Origin of the sequence: Arthrobacter sp. SAFR-044 (assembly GCF_051965175.1) — a bacterium.
GTDB lineage: Bacteria > Actinomycetota > Actinomycetes > Actinomycetales > Micrococcaceae > Arthrobacter.
The window spans coordinates 273,048-291,281 of sequence record NZ_JBQCMK010000003.1; the positions used below are offsets into that span (position 1 = coordinate 273,048).

General features: G+C 65.7%; 11 protein-coding genes. 4 read left to right on the plus strand and 7 right to left on the minus strand.

The window, feature by feature from the left end:
* Positions 1-31: 31 nt before the first annotated feature.
* From ACTHQS_RS06340 to fdhA, 4 genes are all read left to right on the plus strand, one after another.
* Positions 32-2,386 (plus strand): FdhF/YdeP family oxidoreductase, encoded by a 2,355-nt coding sequence (locus ACTHQS_RS06340; RefSeq protein ID WP_440167088.1) that lies wholly within the window; start codon positions 32-34, stop codon positions 2,384-2,386.
* A gap of 352 nt (positions 2,387-2,738) precedes the next feature.
* The gene (locus tag ACTHQS_RS06345; protein WP_440167090.1) at positions 2,739-4,043 is read left to right on the plus strand and encodes an aromatic ring-hydroxylating oxygenase subunit alpha; all 1,305 of its coding nucleotides are present in this window, start codon (positions 2,739-2,741) and stop codon (positions 4,041-4,043) included.
* On the plus strand, positions 4,040-5,440 hold the full coding sequence (locus tag ACTHQS_RS06350; RefSeq protein ID WP_440167092.1) for a ferredoxin reductase: 1,401 nt from the start codon (positions 4,040-4,042) through the stop codon (positions 5,438-5,440). The genes ACTHQS_RS06345 and ACTHQS_RS06350 overlap by 4 nt, the downstream gene beginning before the upstream one ends.
* Before the next feature lie 134 nt (positions 5,441-5,574).
* A complete protein-coding gene (gene fdhA / locus ACTHQS_RS06355; protein WP_440167093.1) occupies positions 5,575-6,789 on the plus strand; it encodes a formaldehyde dehydrogenase, glutathione-independent in 1,215 nt (404 codons plus the stop codon).
* A 165-nt stretch (positions 6,790-6,954) separates the two neighbouring features.
* Here the strand turns inward: fdhA and ACTHQS_RS06360 are convergent, their stop codons facing one another.
* The 7 genes from ACTHQS_RS06360 to purU form a co-directional block, all read right to left on the minus strand.
* A complete protein-coding gene (locus ACTHQS_RS06360; RefSeq protein WP_440167095.1) occupies positions 6,955-9,462 on the minus strand; it encodes a GcvT family protein in 2,508 nt (835 codons plus the stop codon).
* Between the two features lie 254 nt (positions 9,463-9,716).
* Positions 9,717-11,129, minus strand: a complete 1,413-nt coding sequence (locus tag ACTHQS_RS06365; RefSeq protein ID WP_440167097.1) for an MFS transporter — start codon at positions 11,127-11,129, stop codon at positions 9,717-9,719.
* Positions 11,130-11,658: 529 nt separating this feature from the next.
* Entirely contained in the window at positions 11,659-12,990 is a 1,332-nt protein-coding gene (locus ACTHQS_RS06370) for a molybdopterin molybdotransferase MoeA (protein WP_440167099.1), read from the minus strand.
* Positions 12,991-13,146: 156 nt separating this feature from the next.
* Positions 13,147-14,052 (minus strand): bifunctional 5,10-methylenetetrahydrofolate dehydrogenase/5,10-methenyltetrahydrofolate cyclohydrolase, encoded by a 906-nt coding sequence (locus ACTHQS_RS06375; protein ID WP_440167101.1) that lies wholly within the window; start codon positions 14,050-14,052, stop codon positions 13,147-13,149.
* On the minus strand, positions 14,049-14,675 hold the full coding sequence (locus ACTHQS_RS06380; RefSeq protein WP_440167103.1) for a cyclodeaminase/cyclohydrolase family protein: 627 nt from the start codon (positions 14,673-14,675) through the stop codon (positions 14,049-14,051). The genes ACTHQS_RS06375 and ACTHQS_RS06380 overlap by 4 nt, the downstream gene beginning before the upstream one ends.
* 4 nt (positions 14,676-14,679) lie before the next feature.
* Positions 14,680-17,172: a GcvT family protein gene (locus tag ACTHQS_RS06385; protein ID WP_440167105.1), complete on the minus strand. Its 2,493-nt coding sequence runs from the start codon at positions 17,170-17,172 to the stop codon at positions 14,680-14,682.
* Positions 17,173-17,220: 48 nt separating this feature from the next.
* Positions 17,221-18,126, minus strand: coding sequence for a formyltetrahydrofolate deformylase (purU, locus tag ACTHQS_RS06390; protein ID WP_440167106.1), 906 nt, complete (start codon positions 18,124-18,126; stop codon positions 17,221-17,223).
* Positions 18,127-18,234 lie beyond the last annotated feature (108 nt).

Genomic DNA, 18,234 nt, shown 5'->3' on the forward strand with positions numbered 1-18,234 from the left:
GTTCCCGGGTGCCGGCGAGGAAGTTGGAACAATGAAGTTCGGCAAGCAGCCTGCCCCCGTCGAGGACATCAACGAGGACAACCTCGAGGTCCATAAGCCCAAGACTGAGGCCGCCGGGGTCAAGGCCGTCATGGTGGCCCTGGAGCGCGCGGTGGCACAGGCAGGCGTCACCCGCACGGCACAGTCACTGCTCCGGCTGAACCAGCGAGGCGGGTTCGATTGCCCGGGCTGCGCCTGGCCGGAATCGGACAAGAAGCGCAAAGCTGCCGAGTTCTGCGAGAACGGTGCCAAGGCCGTGGCCGAGGAGAACACCCTGCGGACCGTGGGCGCGGAGTTCTGGGCGAAGCACTCCATTGCCGAGCTCTCAGGGAAGACCGAGTATTGGCTGGGGAACCAGGGCCGGCTCAGCGAACCGATGGTGATCCGGGAGGGTGACACCCACTACTCGCCGATCTCCTGGAATGACGCGTTCGAGCTGATCGGTGAGCACCTCCGGGCGACGACCCCGGACCGCAGCGTCTTCTATACGTCCGGCCGCACCGCGAACGAGACCGCGTTCCTGTACCAGCTGTTCGCCCGGTCGCTGGGCACCAACAACCTGCCGGACTGCTCCAACATGTGCCATGAGTCCTCCGGATCGGCCCTGAATCCGACCATCGGCATCGGCAAGGGCACCGTGTCCCTGGATGACATCCACGACGCCGAACTGATCTTTGTCGTCGGCCAGAACCCCGGCACAAACCACCCCCGCATGCTGTCGGCGCTGAAGGAATGCAAGGACAAGGGCGGCAAGGTAGTGGCCGTGAACCCGCTGCCCGAGGCCGGCCTGTTCAACTTCAAGGACCCCCAGACCATCTCGGGCGTGGTAGGCGGCGGTACCCCGCTCGCCGACGAATACCTGCAGATCAAGGTGGGCGGTGACCTGGCGCTGTTCCAGGCACTGGGCCACCTGCTCCTGGAGGCCGAGGAGCAGAACCCCGGAACCGTCGTCGACCATTCCTTCATCGCCGCGCAGACCGACGGGTTCGCTGCCTACCGCGACGCCCGTGCGCAGCTTGACTGGGACGAAACCGAGAAGGCCACGGGACTCTCCCGCGCGCAGATCGAGAAGGTGGCAGGGGTGCTGGTGGCGTCCAAGGCCTCCATCTTTTGCTGGGCGCTGGGCGTGACGCAGCAACCGCACTCGGTGGACACCATCAAGGAAATGGTCAACGTCCTGCTGCTGCAGGGCAACTTCGGCAAGCCAGGTGCCGGTGCCTGCCCGGTCCGCGGGCATTCCAACGTGCAGGGCGACCGGACCATGGGCATCTGGGAAAAGCCGAAGGAATGGCTCCTCACGGCACTCGATTCCGAGTTCGGCATCTCATCCCCGCGGCACCACGGCCACGATGCCGTCGAGTCGATGGAGGCCTTCGAACGCGACGAGGTGGACGTGTTCGTCTCGATGGGCGGCAACTTCTCGCTTGCCTGCTCGGACACCGAAGCCCTTGAAGCCGGGATGCAGCGGATCGGGCTGACGGTGCACATCTCCACCAAGCCCAACCGCTCGCACATCGTGCACGGCCGCACCTCGCTGATCCTGCCCACGCTGGGCCGAACGGACAAGGACGACAAGCATCCCAAGGGCGCGCAGTTCCTGTCCGTGGAGGACTCGATGTCCGTGGTCCACTCCACCCAGGGCCGCCTCACCCCCGTCTCCGAGCACCTGCTCGCCGAGCCCGTGATCGTGGCGCGGATGGCGGAGGCGACCTTCGGACCGGACCATCCTGTGGACTGGCGCGGCATGGCCGAGGACTACGACGTGATCCGCGACCACATTGCCCGCGTCCTGCCAGGCTTCGAGGACTTCAACGCCCGGGTCCGGACCAGGAACGGGTTCGTGCTGCCCAACCCGCCGCGGGACACCCGGTCCTTTGCCACCGACATCGGACGGGGCCGGTTCACCGTCAGCCCGCTGGAATACCTGACGCCGCCGCCGGGCCACCTGGTCCTGCAGACCATCCGCAGCCATGACCAGTACAACACCACGTTCTACGGCCTGGACGACCGCTACCGTGGCATCTCCGATGGCCGCCGCGTGATCCTGATCCACCCCGAGGACCTCGCTGAATCGGGTTTCCAGGACCGGGAACTCGTGGACGTGGTGAGCACGTTCCAGGGCGTGGACCGCAGGGCGGATAAGTTCCGCCTGGTGGCGTACCCCACCGCGAAGGGTTGCGCCGCGGCGTACTTCCCGGAGGCCAACGCCCTGGTCCACAAGGAAAACGTGGCCCGCGTGTCCAACACCCCGGGCTTCAAGGCCATGTTCGTCCGCTTCGAGCCGCACCAGGGCTCTGCAGCGGCGGCCCAGGCGTCTGCAGGGGAGCTGGCAGGGACGCTGGCTTAGCCGCGCGATTACATCCATAGCAAAGCCCGCGACGGCGGCACACCGGTAGCCCGGTGTGCCGCCGTTCTGATGTTGGTGGCTGGCGGTTGTTGTGGGGTGGGGCGCCGCTGATGCGACGCTTTTTCGTCACATCCGAAATTGATTGACAGTGGGCGTGGCAGGCGTCACACTGTTGCATATGGTGATCGCTGTTGCGTTGAATGCTTCCAGTCTTCCACTGGAGTCATCGCTTCTGTTGCTGATGGACCTCCCCACATTCATGAACAGAGCGTCTTGGACACCCCCTGTTGCCCCACCTGCTCCGTAATCACCTCAATTCGCTCAATATCCAGCCCTATCGGGAGGAAAACACATGACTACCTCAGTGAACGCGCCGCTCAGCGCACGCGGAAAGCTCGCCTCAACACTGCCTGCCGAGCAGCTGGCTGAAATTACGGAGCTGTTCGCCCTGCGGCGCACCGGCTACTCCCTCGACGCCCCCTTCTACACCGACCCGACAATCTTCAAGCTCGACATGGAGGCCATCTTCGGCCAGCACTGGATCTTTGCCGGCAGCGTTGCCGAGCTTCCGGAGCCGGGCGACTACATCACGGTGGACTACGGCCCCTACTCCCTGATCGTGCTGCGCACCGATGAGGGCGAGGTCAACGTCCTGCACAACGTCTGCCGCCACCGCGGTGCACGTGTCCTGACCGAAGCTGCCGGTTCCACCGGGAACCTGGTCTGCGGCTACCACTCCTGGACCTACTCACCCGAGGGCAACCTGATCCACGCCTCCGCCCCCGGCGAGGCCAAGTTCGACAAGAACTGCTTTGCCCTCAAGCGCGCCCACAGCCGCGAGGTTGCCGGGCTCATCTTCGTCTGCATCGCAGACGTTCCGCCCGCAGACTTCGACGAGACCGCCAAGATCTTCGAGCCCTACCTCGCGCCCCACGACCTGTCCAAGACGAAGATTGCCTACCAGCAGAACATCATCGAAGAGGGCAACTGGAAGCTCGTCATGGAGAACAACCGTGAGTGCTACCACTGCGACGGGCACCCGGAACTCGCCTGCTCCCTCTTCCCCACCTGGGGCCTGACGGAAGGCCTGATCCCGACCCACCTCGAAGAGGTCTGGGACCGCAACAAGGAAGCCCAGTCCTCGCTTGAGGAGCGTTGCCGCCGCTACGGCCTCCCCTACGAGGTGGTGGAGGAACTCGACACCCGCATTGCCGGTATCCGCATTTCACGGGAATCCCTTGACGGAGAAGGCGAATCGTTCTCGGCCGACGGCCGCAGGCTTTCCAAGAAGCTGCTCGGGGACCTGCGGGACTTCCGCCTGGGCCGCTGCTCCATGCACCTGCAGCCCAACAGCTGGTTCCACTTCCTGGGCGACCACGTCATCACGTTCGGCGTTTTCCCCATCAACGAGCACCAGTCCCTGGTCCGCACCACGTGGCTGGTGGCCGACGACGCCGAGGAAGGCGTCGACTACGACCTCGACAAGCTCACCTACACCTGGAAGCAGACCAACATCCAGGACAAGGCATTTGTTGAGCTGTGCCAGCAGGGCGCTGCCAGCCCCGCCTACGAACCCGGCCCGTACATGAAGAGCGAATACCAGGTGGAGGCCTTCATCAACTGGTACGTCCAGCGCGTGCAGGAGCACTTGGCATGATTGAGGTCCTCACCGAGACGCCCGTCCAGGAACCACAGCGCATCCGCGGCCTTGAAATGCCGTGGAACCGGGTGATGGGCAGCATCGAAGGACCGGCCAGCGCGGCCAAGGCCCTGGGCCCGTGGCATCCGCAGGAGTTCATGGCCGAATGCGTCGAGACCGTTCCCGAAGCGGGCGGCATGATGACCTTCGTGTTCCGCCGCTCCGACGGTGCACCGCTGGCGTTCCGCCCAGGCCAGTACGTGAACATCGCCTTCCCGGTGAACGGCGAGGACCAGGAACCGGTGGACCGCAGCTACTCGCTGTCCAGTTCACCCACGGAACCGTGGACCTTCAGCGTCACCGTCAAGCGCGATGCCGGCGGACTGGTTTCACCCTGGGTACACCAGAATGTCAGGCCCGGCACCGTCCTGGACATGCTGGGACCGGTTGGGGCGTTCCACCTGCCTGATGCCGACCGGCGCGCCCGGTACCTGTTCCTGGCCGCCGGCGCCGGCATCACCCCCATCATGTCGATGCTGCGGACCATCCACTCCCTGCCGGGAACCGCCGACGTGGTGGTGCTTTACCACGGTGCGGAGGCCGGCGGCTTTGCTTTCCACCGGGAGCTGGCTTACATCGCTTCCGTGGACTCGCGGGTCAAGGTCTTCTACGCCCTGGGTGACCGCGGCAGGCCCGAGGACTGGGAAGGCTTCAGCGGACGGCTGACGGCGGCCATGATCGATGAGGTGGCGCCCGACGCCAACGGCCGGCAGGTGTACGCCTGCGGACCGGAGGGGTACCTGAACACCGCCACTGAGCTGCTCAGAAACGTGGGCGTCGACGACACGTCCATCTACATGGAGTTCTTCTCCGGCGACCGGCAGACCCTCCTCGAATATCAGGCCGAGCTCGCCCTGGCGGCGGACATCGCCGAGGAGATCGCGGAGGAAATCGCGGAGTCCGCTGAGGACTACTTCGAAGGCCAGCCGGCAGCGTTCGGGATCTACGAGCCCGGCTACGACGAGGATGGAACCCTGCAGGCCACGGGACTGGCCCTGGAAGCCGCCACCCCGGAAGCCGCCGCCGGCACCCCGGCTGCGGCCCCGGAGGCGCAGACCCCTGATGCCTCAAGCTTCGACACCGTGGGAACCGGCAGCCTCACCCTGTCCTTCATGCGCACCGGGATCAATGTGCGGATCGACCCCGAGGAGCACATCCTTGAGGTGGCCCAGCGCGCGGGTGTCCGGATCGGCGCCAACTGCAAGGAGGGCATGTGCGGCTCCTGCAAGGTGGTCAAGCTGTCCGGGGAGATCGACATGAACCACCAGGGCGGAATCCGCAAACGGGAAATCGATGCGGGCAAGTTCCTTCCCTGCTGCTCTACCGCGCGCACCGACATGGTGATCGACGCGTAGGCCCCTGGAACGGCGGGAGCCGAGCGCACCCCCAAAGATTCACCGCAAGTGAAAAGTAACACCACACGGAAGGCCTGAGGCATTAGCGTCAGGCCTTCCGTGGCAATCGCACGCCAACGATAGGAGCCATGCCCATGTCAGGAAACAAAGCTGTTGCCTACAAAGAGCCCGGAGTCGTCGAGGTCATCGACACCCCGTATCCCACATTTGAACTGAAGGCCGGACCCGGCGTCAATCCCGCCAATATTGGCCGGAAGGTTCCCCATGGCGTCATCCTGCGCACCGTGAGCACCAACATCTGCGGGTCCGACCAGCACATGGTCCGCGGCCGGACCACCGCCCCCGCCGGATTGGTTCTGGGGCACGAGATCACTGGCGAAGTCATCGAGACCGGGCCCGATGTCGAGTTCATCAAGGTCGGGGACATCGTCTCGGTCCCCTTTAACATCTCGTGCGGGCGTTGCCGGAACTGCAAAGAGCGCAAGACGGGGATCTGCCTGAACGTGAACCCTGACCGTCCCGGCTCAGCCTACGGCTATGTCGATATGGGCGGCTGGGTGGGCGGCCAGGCGGAGTACGTGCTGGTTCCCTACGCGGACTGGAACCTGCTGCGGTTCCCCGACCGGGACCAGGCACTGGAGAAGATCATGGACCTGACCATGCTCTCCGACATCCTGCCCACCGGCTTCCATGGCGCTGTTACGGCAGGCGTCGGCGTCGGGTCCACCGTGTACGTTGCCGGAGCCGGTCCCGTGGGCCTTGCCGCGGCCGCCAGCGCCCAGCTGCTGGGAGCCGCGGTGGTCATCGTGGGCGACCTGAACGAGGACCGCCTGGCACGGGCCCGGTCCTTTGGCTGTGAAACCGTCAATGTGGCCAACGGCGACCCCGCCGACCAGATCGAGCAGATCCTCGGCGTCCGGGAAGTCGACTCCGGCATCGACGCGGTCGGTTTCGAGGCCCGCGGACACGGCCACGGCGCCCAGGAAGCACCGGCCACGGTGCTTAACTCGCTGATGGACCTCACCACCGCCGGCGGCTCCGTGGGCATTCCCGGCCTCTACGTCACGGGCGACCCGGGAGCTGCGGACGAGGCCGCCCGGAAGGGGAGCCTTTCCCTGTCCCTGGGCACCGGGTGGGCCAAGTCCCTGTCCTTCACCACGGGCCAGTGCCCGGTGATGAAGTACAACCGGCAGCTGATGATGGCGATTTTGCATGACAGGATCCAGATCGCCAAGGCGGTCAACGCCACGGCCATTTCGCTCGACGATGCCCCGCGCGGGTACGCGGAGTTCGACGCCGGGGCTGCCACGAAGTATGTCCTGGACCCGAACGGCTACCTCAACAACTGATATCCGGAGCCCGGTTTCTTAAGAGAATGGGAACCAGTCCCAAGGATCAACCTTGGGACTGGTTCCTTTTTCGTTGCCGCAGTGCCCGCTGTTCGCGGGCAACAAAAAGGTGGTTGGGCCTGCCGGTCTCAAGCAGGCCCAACCACCTGGTGTGGCTGGGGCAGATCAGCCGCGGAGGCGTTCCATGCCCGGGTCCACCAGCGGCTCAGCGGACACGGTGGCCGCCACGCGTCGGCCGAAGTACTCGATCTCCACAGAGTCCCCTTCGGAAACCGACGAGGGCAGCCAGGCGTAGGCGATGGGCTTGCGGACGGTGAAGCCGTAGGCCGCACTGGTGACGTACCCAACGGCTTCGCCGGCCACGTACACCGGTTCCTTGCCCAGCACCACTGACGTGCCGTCGTCGACCGTCAGGCAGCGCAGCGTCTTGGCCGCCGGCTGTTCCTTGAGTCCGGCAAGTGCCTCGGCGCCCACGAACCCGGTCTTGTCCTTGGCCACGGAGAAGCCCAGGCCGGCCTGGTACGGGTGGTGCTCGGTGGTCATGTCCGTGCCCCACAGCCGGTAGCCCTTCTCCAGGCGCATGCTGTTGAAGGCGCCGCGTCCGGCAGCGATGATGCCGTGCTCCCGGCCGGCCTCGAACAGCAGGTCCCAGAGCTTCAGCCCGTACTCGGCGGTGGTGTAGAGCTCCCAGCCGAGTTCGCCTACGTAGGAGAGCCGCATCGCCGTTACAGGGATGCCGCCCACCGAGATCTCCTTGGTCCGGAAGTACTTCAGGCCGTCGTTGCTCAGGTCATCCGTGCTGACCTTGCCGATGACCTCGCGGGCCAGCGGGCCCCACAGGCCGATGCAGCAGGTGCTGCCGGTGATGTCGGTCACGTGCGCCCACTGGGCGGGATCGGCTGCTGACTGCCGGCGGGCCTCCACCCGGAGGTAATCGAAGTCCACGTTGCTGTTCACGCCCAGCTGGAACTCTTCCTCCGCGAGCCTGGCCACGGTCACGTCGCTGCGGATGCCGCCGTCGTGCTCCAGCAGCAGGCAGTACGTCACGGCCCCCGGCTTCTTGGTGATGTTGCCCGTGCTGAGCCGGTGCAGCAGTGCCTGGGCACCGGGGCCGGTGACGGAGAGCCGCTTCAGCGGCGTCATGTCGAAAAGTCCGACGGCGGTACGCGTCTTCCACGCCTCGGCGGCGGAAATGGGGGAGTGGAACATGGCGGCCCACTCTTCGCGCTCCGGGGCCCGCCATTCTTCCGGGAGTTCGGCCAGGAGTCCGCGGTTGGCTTCGAACCAGTGCGGGCGCTCCCAGGCGGCGGACTCCAGGAAGAACGCCCCGAGCTCCTTCTGGCGGACGTTGAACGGGCTGACGCGCAGGTCCCGTGGCGATTCGCGGGGCTGCAGCGGGTGCATCACATCGTAGATCTCCACGAAGTTCTGCTGCGAGGTCTCGCTGACGTACGCGTCGGAGGTCTGCACCTTCTCGAAACGGGTCAGCTCGCAGCCGTGCAGGTCAGTCTGCGGCTGGCCGTCGATGATCAGCTCTGCCATGGCCTTGGCAACGCCGGCCGAGTGCGTGACCCAGACGGCCTCGGCCACGAAGAAGCCCTCGAGGTCCGGTGCCTCGCCCATGAGCGGGCCGCCGTCCGGGGTGAAGGAGAAGATGCCGTTGAAACCGTCCTGGATCTCAGTGCTGCGCAGTGCCGGCAGCAGGTCCCGGCTGTCCTCCCACGCGGGCACGAAGTCTTCAAGGGTGAAGTCCAGGCGGGAGGGCATGCGGTGGTCCGACATCTCCTCGGCAGCGACCTTCGGCAGTGCGGACATGTCCACGGGCATCGGGCGGTGGGCGTAGCTGCCGATGCCGATGCGGTTGCCCCATTCGCGGTAGTACAGGTCCTTGTCCTGGTAGCGCAGGATGGGCTTGCCGGCGCCGTTGGGAAGCTCGTTGGCGCCCTCGAGTTCGGCGAGGGGCGTGGTGATCGCGTATTGGTGGGCCAGTGGCAGCAGAGGCACTTCCAGGCCCACCATCCGGCCGAGCTCACGGCCCCAGAATCCTGCGCAGGACACCACGATGTCGGCGGGGATCACGCCGGAGGAGGTTTCGACGCCGGTGACCTTGCCGCCCTCCTGGGCGATGCCGGTGACGGTCGTGGAGCCGCGGTAGGTGACGCCTTGTTCGCGCGTGCGCTCGATCAGCAGCTGTACCGCACGGGCCGCCAGCGCGAGTCCGTCGGTGGGGATGAGCAGGCCGCCCAGGACCTCGCGGCCGCCGGTGAGCTTGCCGGTGTTCAGCAGCGGGTAGATCTTTTCGCATTCGTCGGCGTCGATGATCCGGCTTTCGACACCCCAGGAGGTCATCAGGCCCATCTTGCGCTTGAGGTCGGCCAGGCGTTCGGGAGTGGTTGCCAGCTCCAGGCCGCCCACCTGGTTAAAGCAGGATTGGCCGTCCTTGCCCAGGGCGAGGAGCTTGTTGACGGTGTACGTGGCGAACTCCGTCATGGTCCTGGACGGATTGTTCTGGAACACCAGGCCCGGTGCGTGCGACGTGGAGCCGCCGGCGAGCTCCAGCGGTCCTTGTTCGACGACGGTGATGTCGTTCCAGCCGCGGCTTGCCAGCTCGTCGGCGAGGTTGGTGCCGACGATGCCGGCTCCGATGATGACGACGCGGGGTGATGCGCTCATGATTTTTGGTTCTCCTGGTTGGTGCTGGAATCCGCCTGACCGGGTGATGGAATTTGCTTCGCTATGAGCAACGCGCATCACTATATGCAACAGAGTGTCTCAGCTCACATGGGATGTCAAGGGTTTCCTGCTTTGTTGCGACGGTCCGCAGCGCTATGTCGAAGGGCGGCAAAGAGGCCCCCGCCGCTGGTGCGGCGAAGGCCTCTTTGTGCAGCTCCGGTTATCCGGCGGCGTGAGGCCGTCCGGTCCCGGTGTCAGTGGGAAACGTCTGCAGAGATCTCGGCGAGGGTGCGTCCCTTCGTCTCAGGCGCGAGCCATTGCGAGAGGACTGCACCGAGCAATGCAACGATGGCGGCCACGACCATGCTTGGGCCCAGGCCGATGTTGCTGATTGCCCACGGCAGGGCGAAGGTGCCGAGTGCGGCTCCGATGCGGCTGAAAGCCGCGGCGAAGCCCATGCCGATGCCGCGCAGGGGGGCGGGGAATACCTCGGCCGGATAGACCTGGGTCAATGTGGTGTAGCCGGCGTTGAAGAAGGAGAACGCGAGGAACAGGGCGAGGACGAGGATCGCTGGTGCGTCCGCCCATACGCCGATGACCAGCAGGATGCCTGCGCAGAGCCACTGTCCGGGCACGGTGAGGATCCGGCGGCCCAGCTTGTCGATCAGAAGCACGGTGGTGACAACACCCGCGGCCGCAAGTGCGGACAGGCCGACTCCACCGGCCCAGCCGCCGCCGAAGCCGAATTGGCTGAGCACGTCGTCGGCGAAGGTCGCGATCGCAAAGTACGGGGTGACCGCGCAGAACCAGAAACCCGCGGTGAACAGGGTGGTCCGCCAGTGCTCCCTCGAGAACAACATTCCAAAGGAGGCGTTCTTGATTTTGGTCCTGCCCTTCGCGGCTTGGGCCTCCTGGATCATCCTCAGGTCGATCTCCTCGGTGATGCTGTCGTGCATCTGTGGCGATTCGACGTATTTGTGGGCGATCGCGAGTGCTTCCTCACGCCGTCCCTTCGTGATGAGCCAGCTCGGCGATTCGGGGAGGCCTATGCGCGCGATGAACAGAACGAAGGCCAGTATCGTGCTCGTGCCGATGACAAGGCGCCAGGGGGTGCCGGCGTCGTGCAGGAGGGTGCCAATGATGAATGCCATCATGAAGCCGACGTACCAGGCGATCAGGGTCAGCCCGAGCAGCCGCCCGCGGAGCTTCGGAGGGGAGAACTCTGACAGCAGCGGGCCGCCGATCGAGTACTCGCCGCCGATCGCGACGCCCATCATGAATCTGATGAGCGCCAGCTGGATCACGGCGCCGTCTCCGGAGGTTACGAAGAACTGGGCCGCTGAGGCGATCAGGAACAGGCCCATGTCCACGAGGAACATGGGCTTGCGGCCGAATTTGTCAGTAGCCCACCCGGCCAGCGGGGAGCCGATGAAAATGCCAGCCAGCGGGCCTGCAGCAATCATGCCCAGCGACAGGGCGTCGAGCTGGAGATCTGACCGCATGGGTCCGGTGACGGGGCCGATGATGCCGAGGATGTAGCCGTCGAGGAACATCCCGCCGATGAAGACAGCGACAAGCCGCACCATGAAGCGGCGTTTGAACTTGGAGCTGGTCTCTTTTGATGAGGAGGTGTCGACGGGGCCCGTCGTCTTGGTTGGATTGATCATTGAGATTTGTTCCCTTCCGGCTTCAGCGCAAACCGCTGAAGGCGCCAGAGCGCTGTTTCCTGGACCCACGGACAGACTTCGGCGTCGTTCCCCGGTTCCGGCGCCCCGCGCTGCTTTGATCGATGGTGCTGCCATCCCTGATAGTCATAGACAGTTTCCTTTGGTGATCTGGCGCTGCCGCATGGATGCTGGCAGCGTTGTGCGGCCGATGCACGGGCCAGGGCCCCTTTCGGATCGGCCATCATGAATTCGTTCGTCTGTTCCCCAAAGTCATCACGGGTGAGCCGGGGGACGGGAGGAGCATATCCGGGTGAGCTTCGTTCCGTGATGATCAACAACCTTCGCTGTATGCAACAAAATCGTGCGCCAGCTCACATTCAATGTCAAGAGTGTGACCCGCTAAACGCAAAGTATGTAGGCGTTCCTGCTGGGTACTCCGGGGCACGCCAAAAGCCCTGGCCGCTGGGACAGGGAGACCTCCGCCGTACCGAGTGCCTGGTGAGGGGGTAGCCCCGGGCAAACATCTGCGTCAGGGTGGGATGGTGGCCTCCGCCCCGGGTGTCCTTGCGGTACCTGGTTGTGCTGCCCACGGAAGCGGGAGCACGGTAACGGGTCCCCCGGAGTCAACGCCCTGGGGAGGAACAGCCATGACCGCTTCAGCCCAGGCAAGCCCGCGCATCATCCCGGGGCCGGTGTGCTGGACCGGGAACGCCAGGCCGGACAGGAACCGGCAGGGGACCAGGCGTGTCCTTCCCGGATCGCCTTCAAGGTCGCAGCCGGACATTACGAGCTGCAACGGAGGCAGCTGGGTGCCCCCGAGCGAGGCGATCAGGGGTGCGCCGATAGTGAGCAGGGCCATTACGGCCGCCAGGGGATTGCCCGGAAGACCGATCACGAACCGCCCGTCGGGAAGCCCGGAGAGCACGGCTGGATGCCCGGGGCGCATCGCGATGCCGTCTACCAGCAGCTGTCCGCCCAGGGCGTCGATGGCGGCACGGAAATGGTCCGTCCCGGATTTGCCGGTACCCCCGGTGGTGATGATGACGTCTGCCCTGCCGGCGGGCAGGACGGGGCTGTCCAGGGCATCCAGCCAGCTGCCGAACGAGTCACCGATTCTCTGCGGACTGCCGGCACTGCCACCCAGGAGGGAAACGACGTTTCCGAGCTGCGGGCCAAAGGTGTCACGGACCTGCCCGGGGGCCGGGACGCCCTGCGTCACCACTTCAGCCCCGGTGAGTACGACGGCGACAGCGGGCCGGGCGCGGACCTGCACAGTGTCGTGCCCTGCCGCCGCAGCCAGGGCCACCTGAGCGGGATTAAGGACAGTGCCGGCGGGTATGAGTACGTCCCCTGACCGGGCTTCCTGCCCGGCGGGACGGATGTGTTGGCCGCTGCGCGGCTCGCCGGCCTTCGCCTCCGGGCGGAGTCTCAGGACGTGGTTGCCGTTGGTGTCCCGTGCAGCCAGGCCGCTTTCCTTCCGCAGGACGGCATCGGCGCCGTGCGGTACCAGGCCGCCGGTGGCAATCACGGCGGCACTGTTTGCAGGTAAAAATCTGTTGCCTTCACGGGGCAGGGAGTTGTGTTGGCCGGATCCGGCCAGCAGCCAGGGGCCGGGTCCGTTCACCGCCCACCCGTCCATCGCGGACGAGGCATAGTGCGGCAGGTCCTGGAGTGCGGTGACGTCCCGGCTCAAGGTCCGCCCAATGGATTCAGCGAGCGGGACGGCCACAGGCGGGAGCGTATTGGCCGAGCCGAAGGCGACATGGCGCGCTTCGGACCACGGTATGCATCCCCGTTCCGGGACGGGGCCGGGCACGGCTGCACTCCTGGAAACGGTGGCTGTCGGTCCATTGGCAGGCATCCGGGCCTCTCCTTGTTGATTGACGGGCACATGCCGGCTACGGGGCCCCGTTTTCCGAAAACGGTGCTTCGATGAGGAATACCTCCCCAGGTCTTAGGCCCACCGAAGCACCTTTTACGAAAAACGGGACACCCGTTGCTTGACGCTGTTCCTTTTCTAGCCCGCGGCTTCCAGGATCTGGGCCTCCGCGGCTTCGGCCGGCAGTGGCTGGGAGGATGATTGCCGGCGTGAGGCCTCCACGGTGTGCAGGAGCAGCAGTGCGGTGGTGACGGAGCCGACGCCGCCGGGAACGGGGGTGAGTCCCGCTGCGGTTCCGGTGACGCTGGCTTCGTCCACATCACCCACCAGCGAGCCGTCGGCAAGGACGTTCGTGCCGACGTCGACCACTACCGTCCGGGAGGAGACGTGGCTGCCGGTCAGCAGCCCGGCGCGGCCGGCTGCGACCACCACGACGTCGGCATCCTTCGTGTAGCGCTCCAGCGGGCCCGACCTGGAATGGCAGACCGTCACGGCGGCATCGCGTGCCAGCAGGAGGAGGGACAGCGGCTTGCCCACAACTGCGGACCGGCCCACCACCACCACGTCCTTGCCTGCGACGGGAACCTGGTAGTGGTCAAGGATTTCCACGACCGAGCGGGCGGTGGCGGGAGCAAAGGCCGGCTGGCCGACGGCCAGGCGTCCCAGGCTCAGCGGATTGGCGCCGTCAATGTCCTTTTCCGGGGTGATGAGGCCCACCAGGTTGTCGGTCCGGACCCCCGCGGGCAGCGGGGTTTGCAGGATGATGCCGTTCACGGACGGGTCGGCGCTCAGGTCCCGCAGTACGCTGGCCAGCGCCGGTTCCGTTGCCTCATGGCCCAGGTCGATGATCCGGCAGCCGACACCGGCGCGCTCCGCTGCCCGCTCGATCGAGCGGACGTACCAGCGCGTTGATTCATCGGCGGTCGCCATGACCACCGCCACGACCGGGCGGACGCCGTCCAGTCCAAGCGACCGGACCTGCTCCTGGACCTCCTGCTGGAACAAAGCGGCCAAAGGCTTTCCGGAAAGTATTGATGTACTCAACCCAGGATCCTTTCGCGAACGCGGGCCGAGAGGGCATCTGCCGCCAGGACCACCTTTTCCTCAATGCCATCCGTCTGCTGGGCAAGCAGCGCGCGTGCCTCCGGATCCTTGACCGCCACGACGTTGATGTCGATGTTGACGCGCGCCGTGGTGGCAGCTGCGCGGGCGGCGTCAGCGGCCGCCGCAACGTCGCTGATGACGTTGGCGTTGGCGACGTCGAACAGTTCGGTGGCAAGGTCCACGATGCCGCCCGACAGCTTGACGAGCCGGGCAGGGGTCTGTGCCGCCTGGATGAGGGCGGACTGGATCCCGGCCCCCCGGGCGGCCTTGAGGTCATCGGTGCCGGACGGGAGCTTGTAGGAGTCGATGACTGCCTGGAAGGCCTGTTCATCCGCTTCAGCCAGGCTCAGTGCCTCGGCGACAAGGTCGTCCGCAGCCTGGGTGATGCGCTGCACCAGCGGTGCGTGCTGTTCGTATTTGGCGCCAGTGGTGTACCGCGCCACCATGGCGACCAGGGCTGCGCCCTGGGCCGCGTGCAGGGCCGCGGCGGCACCACCGCCCGGCGTCGGCTGCTTTGCGGCCAACCGGGTGAGGTAGCTGCTGACTGTCTCTGAACTGATCATGGTGCTAGCCGCGCAGCCGGGACATGGTGGGGTCGTAGAGCGGGTCCTGGGTCACCGTGGCCACGATGCGGCGGCCGAAGTACTCGATCTCCACGGAGTCACCGATGGAGACCTCGGCGGGCAGGTAGGAGTAGGCGATCGGCTTTTTAACCGTGTAGCCGTAGGCCGCGCTGGTGACGTAGCCGACTGCCTGGTCCTTGTAGAACACCGGTTCCTTGCCCAGCGCCAGGCTGCGGCCGTCGTCGACCGTGAGGCACCGCAGGCGGCGTCCGGAGTTTTCTTCGGTGCGTCCCTCCAGGGCTGCCTTTCCGACGAAGTTCTCCTTGGCCATCTTCACCGCGAAGCCGAGGCCGGCCTCGAAGGGGTCGTGCTCGGTGGTCATGTCCGTGCCCCAGGAGCGGTAGCCCTTTTCCAGGCGGAGCGAGCTGAAGGCTGCCCGGCCGGCGGCGATGATGCCGAACGGCTGGCCGGCCTTCCACAGGGCGTCCCAGAGGCGCTGGCCGTTGTCGGCGCTGGTGTACAGCTCCCAGCCCAGTTCGCCGACGTAGGACAGGCGCATGGCGGTGACCGGGACTCCACCGATGACGACGTTCTTTGACCGGAAGTACTTCAGGCCGTCGTTGGTGAAGTCGTCGCTGCTGACCGCGCCGACAACCTCACGGGCCAGCGGGCCCCAGAGGCCGATGCAGCAGGTGCCGCCGGTGGTGTCCCGGACCTGGACCCAGTCTTCGGCGCTGCCGCTTGCTGTCTGGTGCCGGGCTGCCCGGTCGAAGTAGGCGGTGTCGATGTTGCCGTTGGCGCCGAGCTGGAAGGTCTGCTCGTCCAGGCGCGCCACGGTGATGTCGCTTCGGACCCCGCCCTGTTCGTCCAGCAGGAGCGTGTAGGTGACGGCTCCGGGCTTCTTGTTCATTTCCGCGGTGGTGAGTTCCTGCAGCAGCTTCAGGGCGCCGGGTCCGGAGATTTCGAGGCGCTTGAGCGGTGTCATGTCGTACATGGCGACGGCGGTGCGCGTCTTCCATGCCTCGGCCGCGGCAATCGGGGAGCTGAACATGCCGGACCAGGCATCGCGGGCCGGCGGCTGCCATTCCGCGGGCATTTCTTTGAGCAGTTCGGCGTTGGCCTCGAACCAGTAGGGCCGTTCCCAGCCGGCGCCTTCGAGGAAGAAGCCGCCGAGTTCCTTGTGCCGGGCGTGGAAGGGGGACACGCGCAGGTTGCGCGGGGAGAGCTTGGGCTGCAGCGGATGCAGGACGTCGTAGATCTCCACGAAGTTCTGCTGCGAGGTTTCGCTGACGTATTCGGCGGTCAGCTGCACGTCCTCGAAGCGGTGGATGTCGCAGTCGCCCAGGTCGATGGAGGACTTGCCGTCCACGAGGAGTTCGGCGACGGCGCGGGCGATGCCGGCAGAGTGGGTGACCCAGACGGCTTCGGCGACGAAGAAGCCGTCGAGTTCCTTGGATTCGCCAACGAGGGAGCCGCCGTCGGGGGTGAAGGAGAAGATGCCGTTGAAGCCGTCCTCGATTTCGCTTTCGCGCAGGGCCGGCAGGATCTGCTTGGTGGCCTCCCATGCGGGGAGGAAGTCCTCGAGGGTGAAGTCGAGGCGGGAGGGCATGTTGTGCTCGCTGATCTCGTTCGGCTTGAAGCTGCCGAGTTCGTCCAGGTCCACGGGCATGGGCTTGTGGGCGTAGGAGCCGATGCCGTAGCGGTCGCCGTGTTCGCGGTAGTAGAGGTCCTGGTCCTGGTGGCGCAGGATGGGCAGCGAAGCGCCGTTGGGCAGTTCGTTCTTGCCTTGTTGCGCGGGCACTGGGGTGGTCTTGACGTACTGGTGCGCCAGGGGCAGCAGCGGCACGGACATGCCGATCAGCTCGCCGACCTTTGCGCCCCAGAAGCCGGCGCAGGAGACCACGATGTCTGCTGGGATCACGCCGTCGGGCGTCTGGACCCCGGTGACCCGGCGGCCGGACTGTTCAATGCCGGTGACTTCGGTGTTGCCGATGTACTTCACGCCGGCCGCCTCGGTGCGCTTGATCAGCAGCTGGACGGCGCGGGCGGCCAAAGCGAGGCCGTCGCTGGGAACGTGGAGGCCGCCGAGGATGTCCTCGTCGTTGATGAGCGGGTAGAGCTCCTTGCATTCGGCCGGGGACAGGATGGAGCCTTCGATGCCCCATGCCTGCGCGTAGCCGAGCTTGCGCTTCAGGTCCGCGAGGCGGGTTTCGGTGGTGGCAACTTCCAGGCCGCCCACCTGGTTGAAGCAGCTGACGCCGCCTTCGGTGAGGGACAGCAGCTTCTCCACCGTGTACTTGGCGAACAGGGCCATGGACTTTGAGGGGTTGGTCTGGAAGACCAGGCCGGGGGCGTGGGACGTGGAGCCACCCGGCATGTTGAGGGGTCCCTGGTCCAGGACGGTGATGTTGTTCCAGCCCCGGGTGACAAGTTCATCCGCCAGGTTGGTGCCGACGATGCCGGCTCCGATGATGACAATGCGTGGTGACGATTCCAAGGGGGTCTCTCCTGCTGCTTTACGAGTTATGTCTGCGGACGGGGGTGCTTACCGGAACACCACGGTGCTGGTCTGGTCCTTCAGCACGCGGTGCTGGCAGTGCCAGCGGACGGCGCGGGAGAGGGCCAGTGCCTCGGCGTCCTGGCCCACGGTGGACAGTTGCGCCGGGCCATAGGTGTGGTCCACCCGGATGACTTCCTGCTCGATGATCGGCCCCTCGTCCAGGTCGGCGGTGACGTAGTGGGCGGTGGCGCCCACCAGCTTGACTCCGCGGTCGTAGGCCTGGTGGTAGGGGCGTGCTCCCTTGAATCCGGGGAGGAAGGAGTGGTGGATGTTGATGGCCCGCCCCTCCAGCGCCCGGCAGAGGTCGTCCGAGAGCACCTGCATGTAACGGGCCAGGACCACGAGGTCGGCCTCGTACTCATCCACCAGTTCCAGCAGCCGGCGCTCAGCGGCGGCCTTCGTATCCGGGGTGACGGGGACGTAGATGAAGGGCAGCCCGGCGGCTTCCGCCATCGCACGGTGGGTCTCGTGGTTGGAAACGACTGCCACCAGTTCACCGCCAAGGCTGCCGCCCCGCCAGCGGAAGATGAGGTCGTTGAGGCAGTGGCCGAACTTGGACACCATGACCAGGACGCGCTTGGGGGTCTGGTCGTGGAAGCTGAACTTCATGTCGAACCGGCCGGCGATACCTGCGAACTCTTCCTCGAGCATGGCGGGCGTGTAGTTGGGCGAGCCGGAGAATGCGGTGCGCAGGTGAAGTGTCTCCCGCAGGCTGTCGTCGAACTGCTGGTGCTCGTCGATGTTGAAGCCACGCTCGAACAGGAATGTGGTTACGGCTTGCACAATTCCTGCTTGCTCCTTGCAGGAAAGGGTCAGCACGAACTTCTGCGCCTGCTCTTCCTTGAGCGCCGGCAGGGTGACGGTTGCTGAGGCTGCTTCGATGAGGGTCATACCCTTCTCCTTCTAGATATATTCAAAAGCGACGGACTGATATATTAGATTGGATGCCAGCGTATACTGGTCCATAGGCGAGGTCAATAGTTTTTTCTGGTTGGGAAG

Excerpts from the sequence above, each read along its gene's own strand:
- ACTHQS_RS06340 (WP_440167088.1), top strand. The coding sequence starts at position 32 with ATGAAGTTCGGCAAGCAGCCTGCCCCCGTCGAGGACATCAACGAGGAC.
- ACTHQS_RS06345 (WP_440167090.1), top strand. The coding sequence starts at position 2,739 with ATGACTACCTCAGTGAACGCGCCGCTCAGCGCACGCGGAAAGCTCGCC.
- ACTHQS_RS06350 (WP_440167092.1), top strand. The coding sequence starts at position 4,040 with ATGATTGAGGTCCTCACCGAGACGCCCGTCCAGGAACCACAGCGCATC.
- fdhA (WP_440167093.1), top strand. The coding sequence starts at position 5,575 with ATGTCAGGAAACAAAGCTGTTGCCTACAAAGAGCCCGGAGTCGTCGAG.
- ACTHQS_RS06360 (WP_440167095.1), bottom strand. The coding sequence starts at position 9,462 with ATGAGCGCATCACCCCGCGTCGTCATCATCGGAGCCGGCATCGTCGGC.
- ACTHQS_RS06365 (WP_440167097.1), bottom strand. The coding sequence starts at position 11,129 with ATGATCAATCCAACCAAGACGACGGGCCCCGTCGACACCTCCTCATCA.
- ACTHQS_RS06370 (WP_440167099.1), bottom strand. The coding sequence starts at position 12,990 with ATGCCTGCCAATGGACCGACAGCCACCGTTTCCAGGAGTGCAGCCGTG.
- ACTHQS_RS06380 (WP_440167103.1), bottom strand. The coding sequence starts at position 14,675 with ATGATCAGTTCAGAGACAGTCAGCAGCTACCTCACCCGGTTGGCCGCA.
- purU (WP_440167106.1), bottom strand. The coding sequence starts at position 18,126 with ATGACCCTCATCGAAGCAGCCTCAGCAACCGTCACCCTGCCGGCGCTC.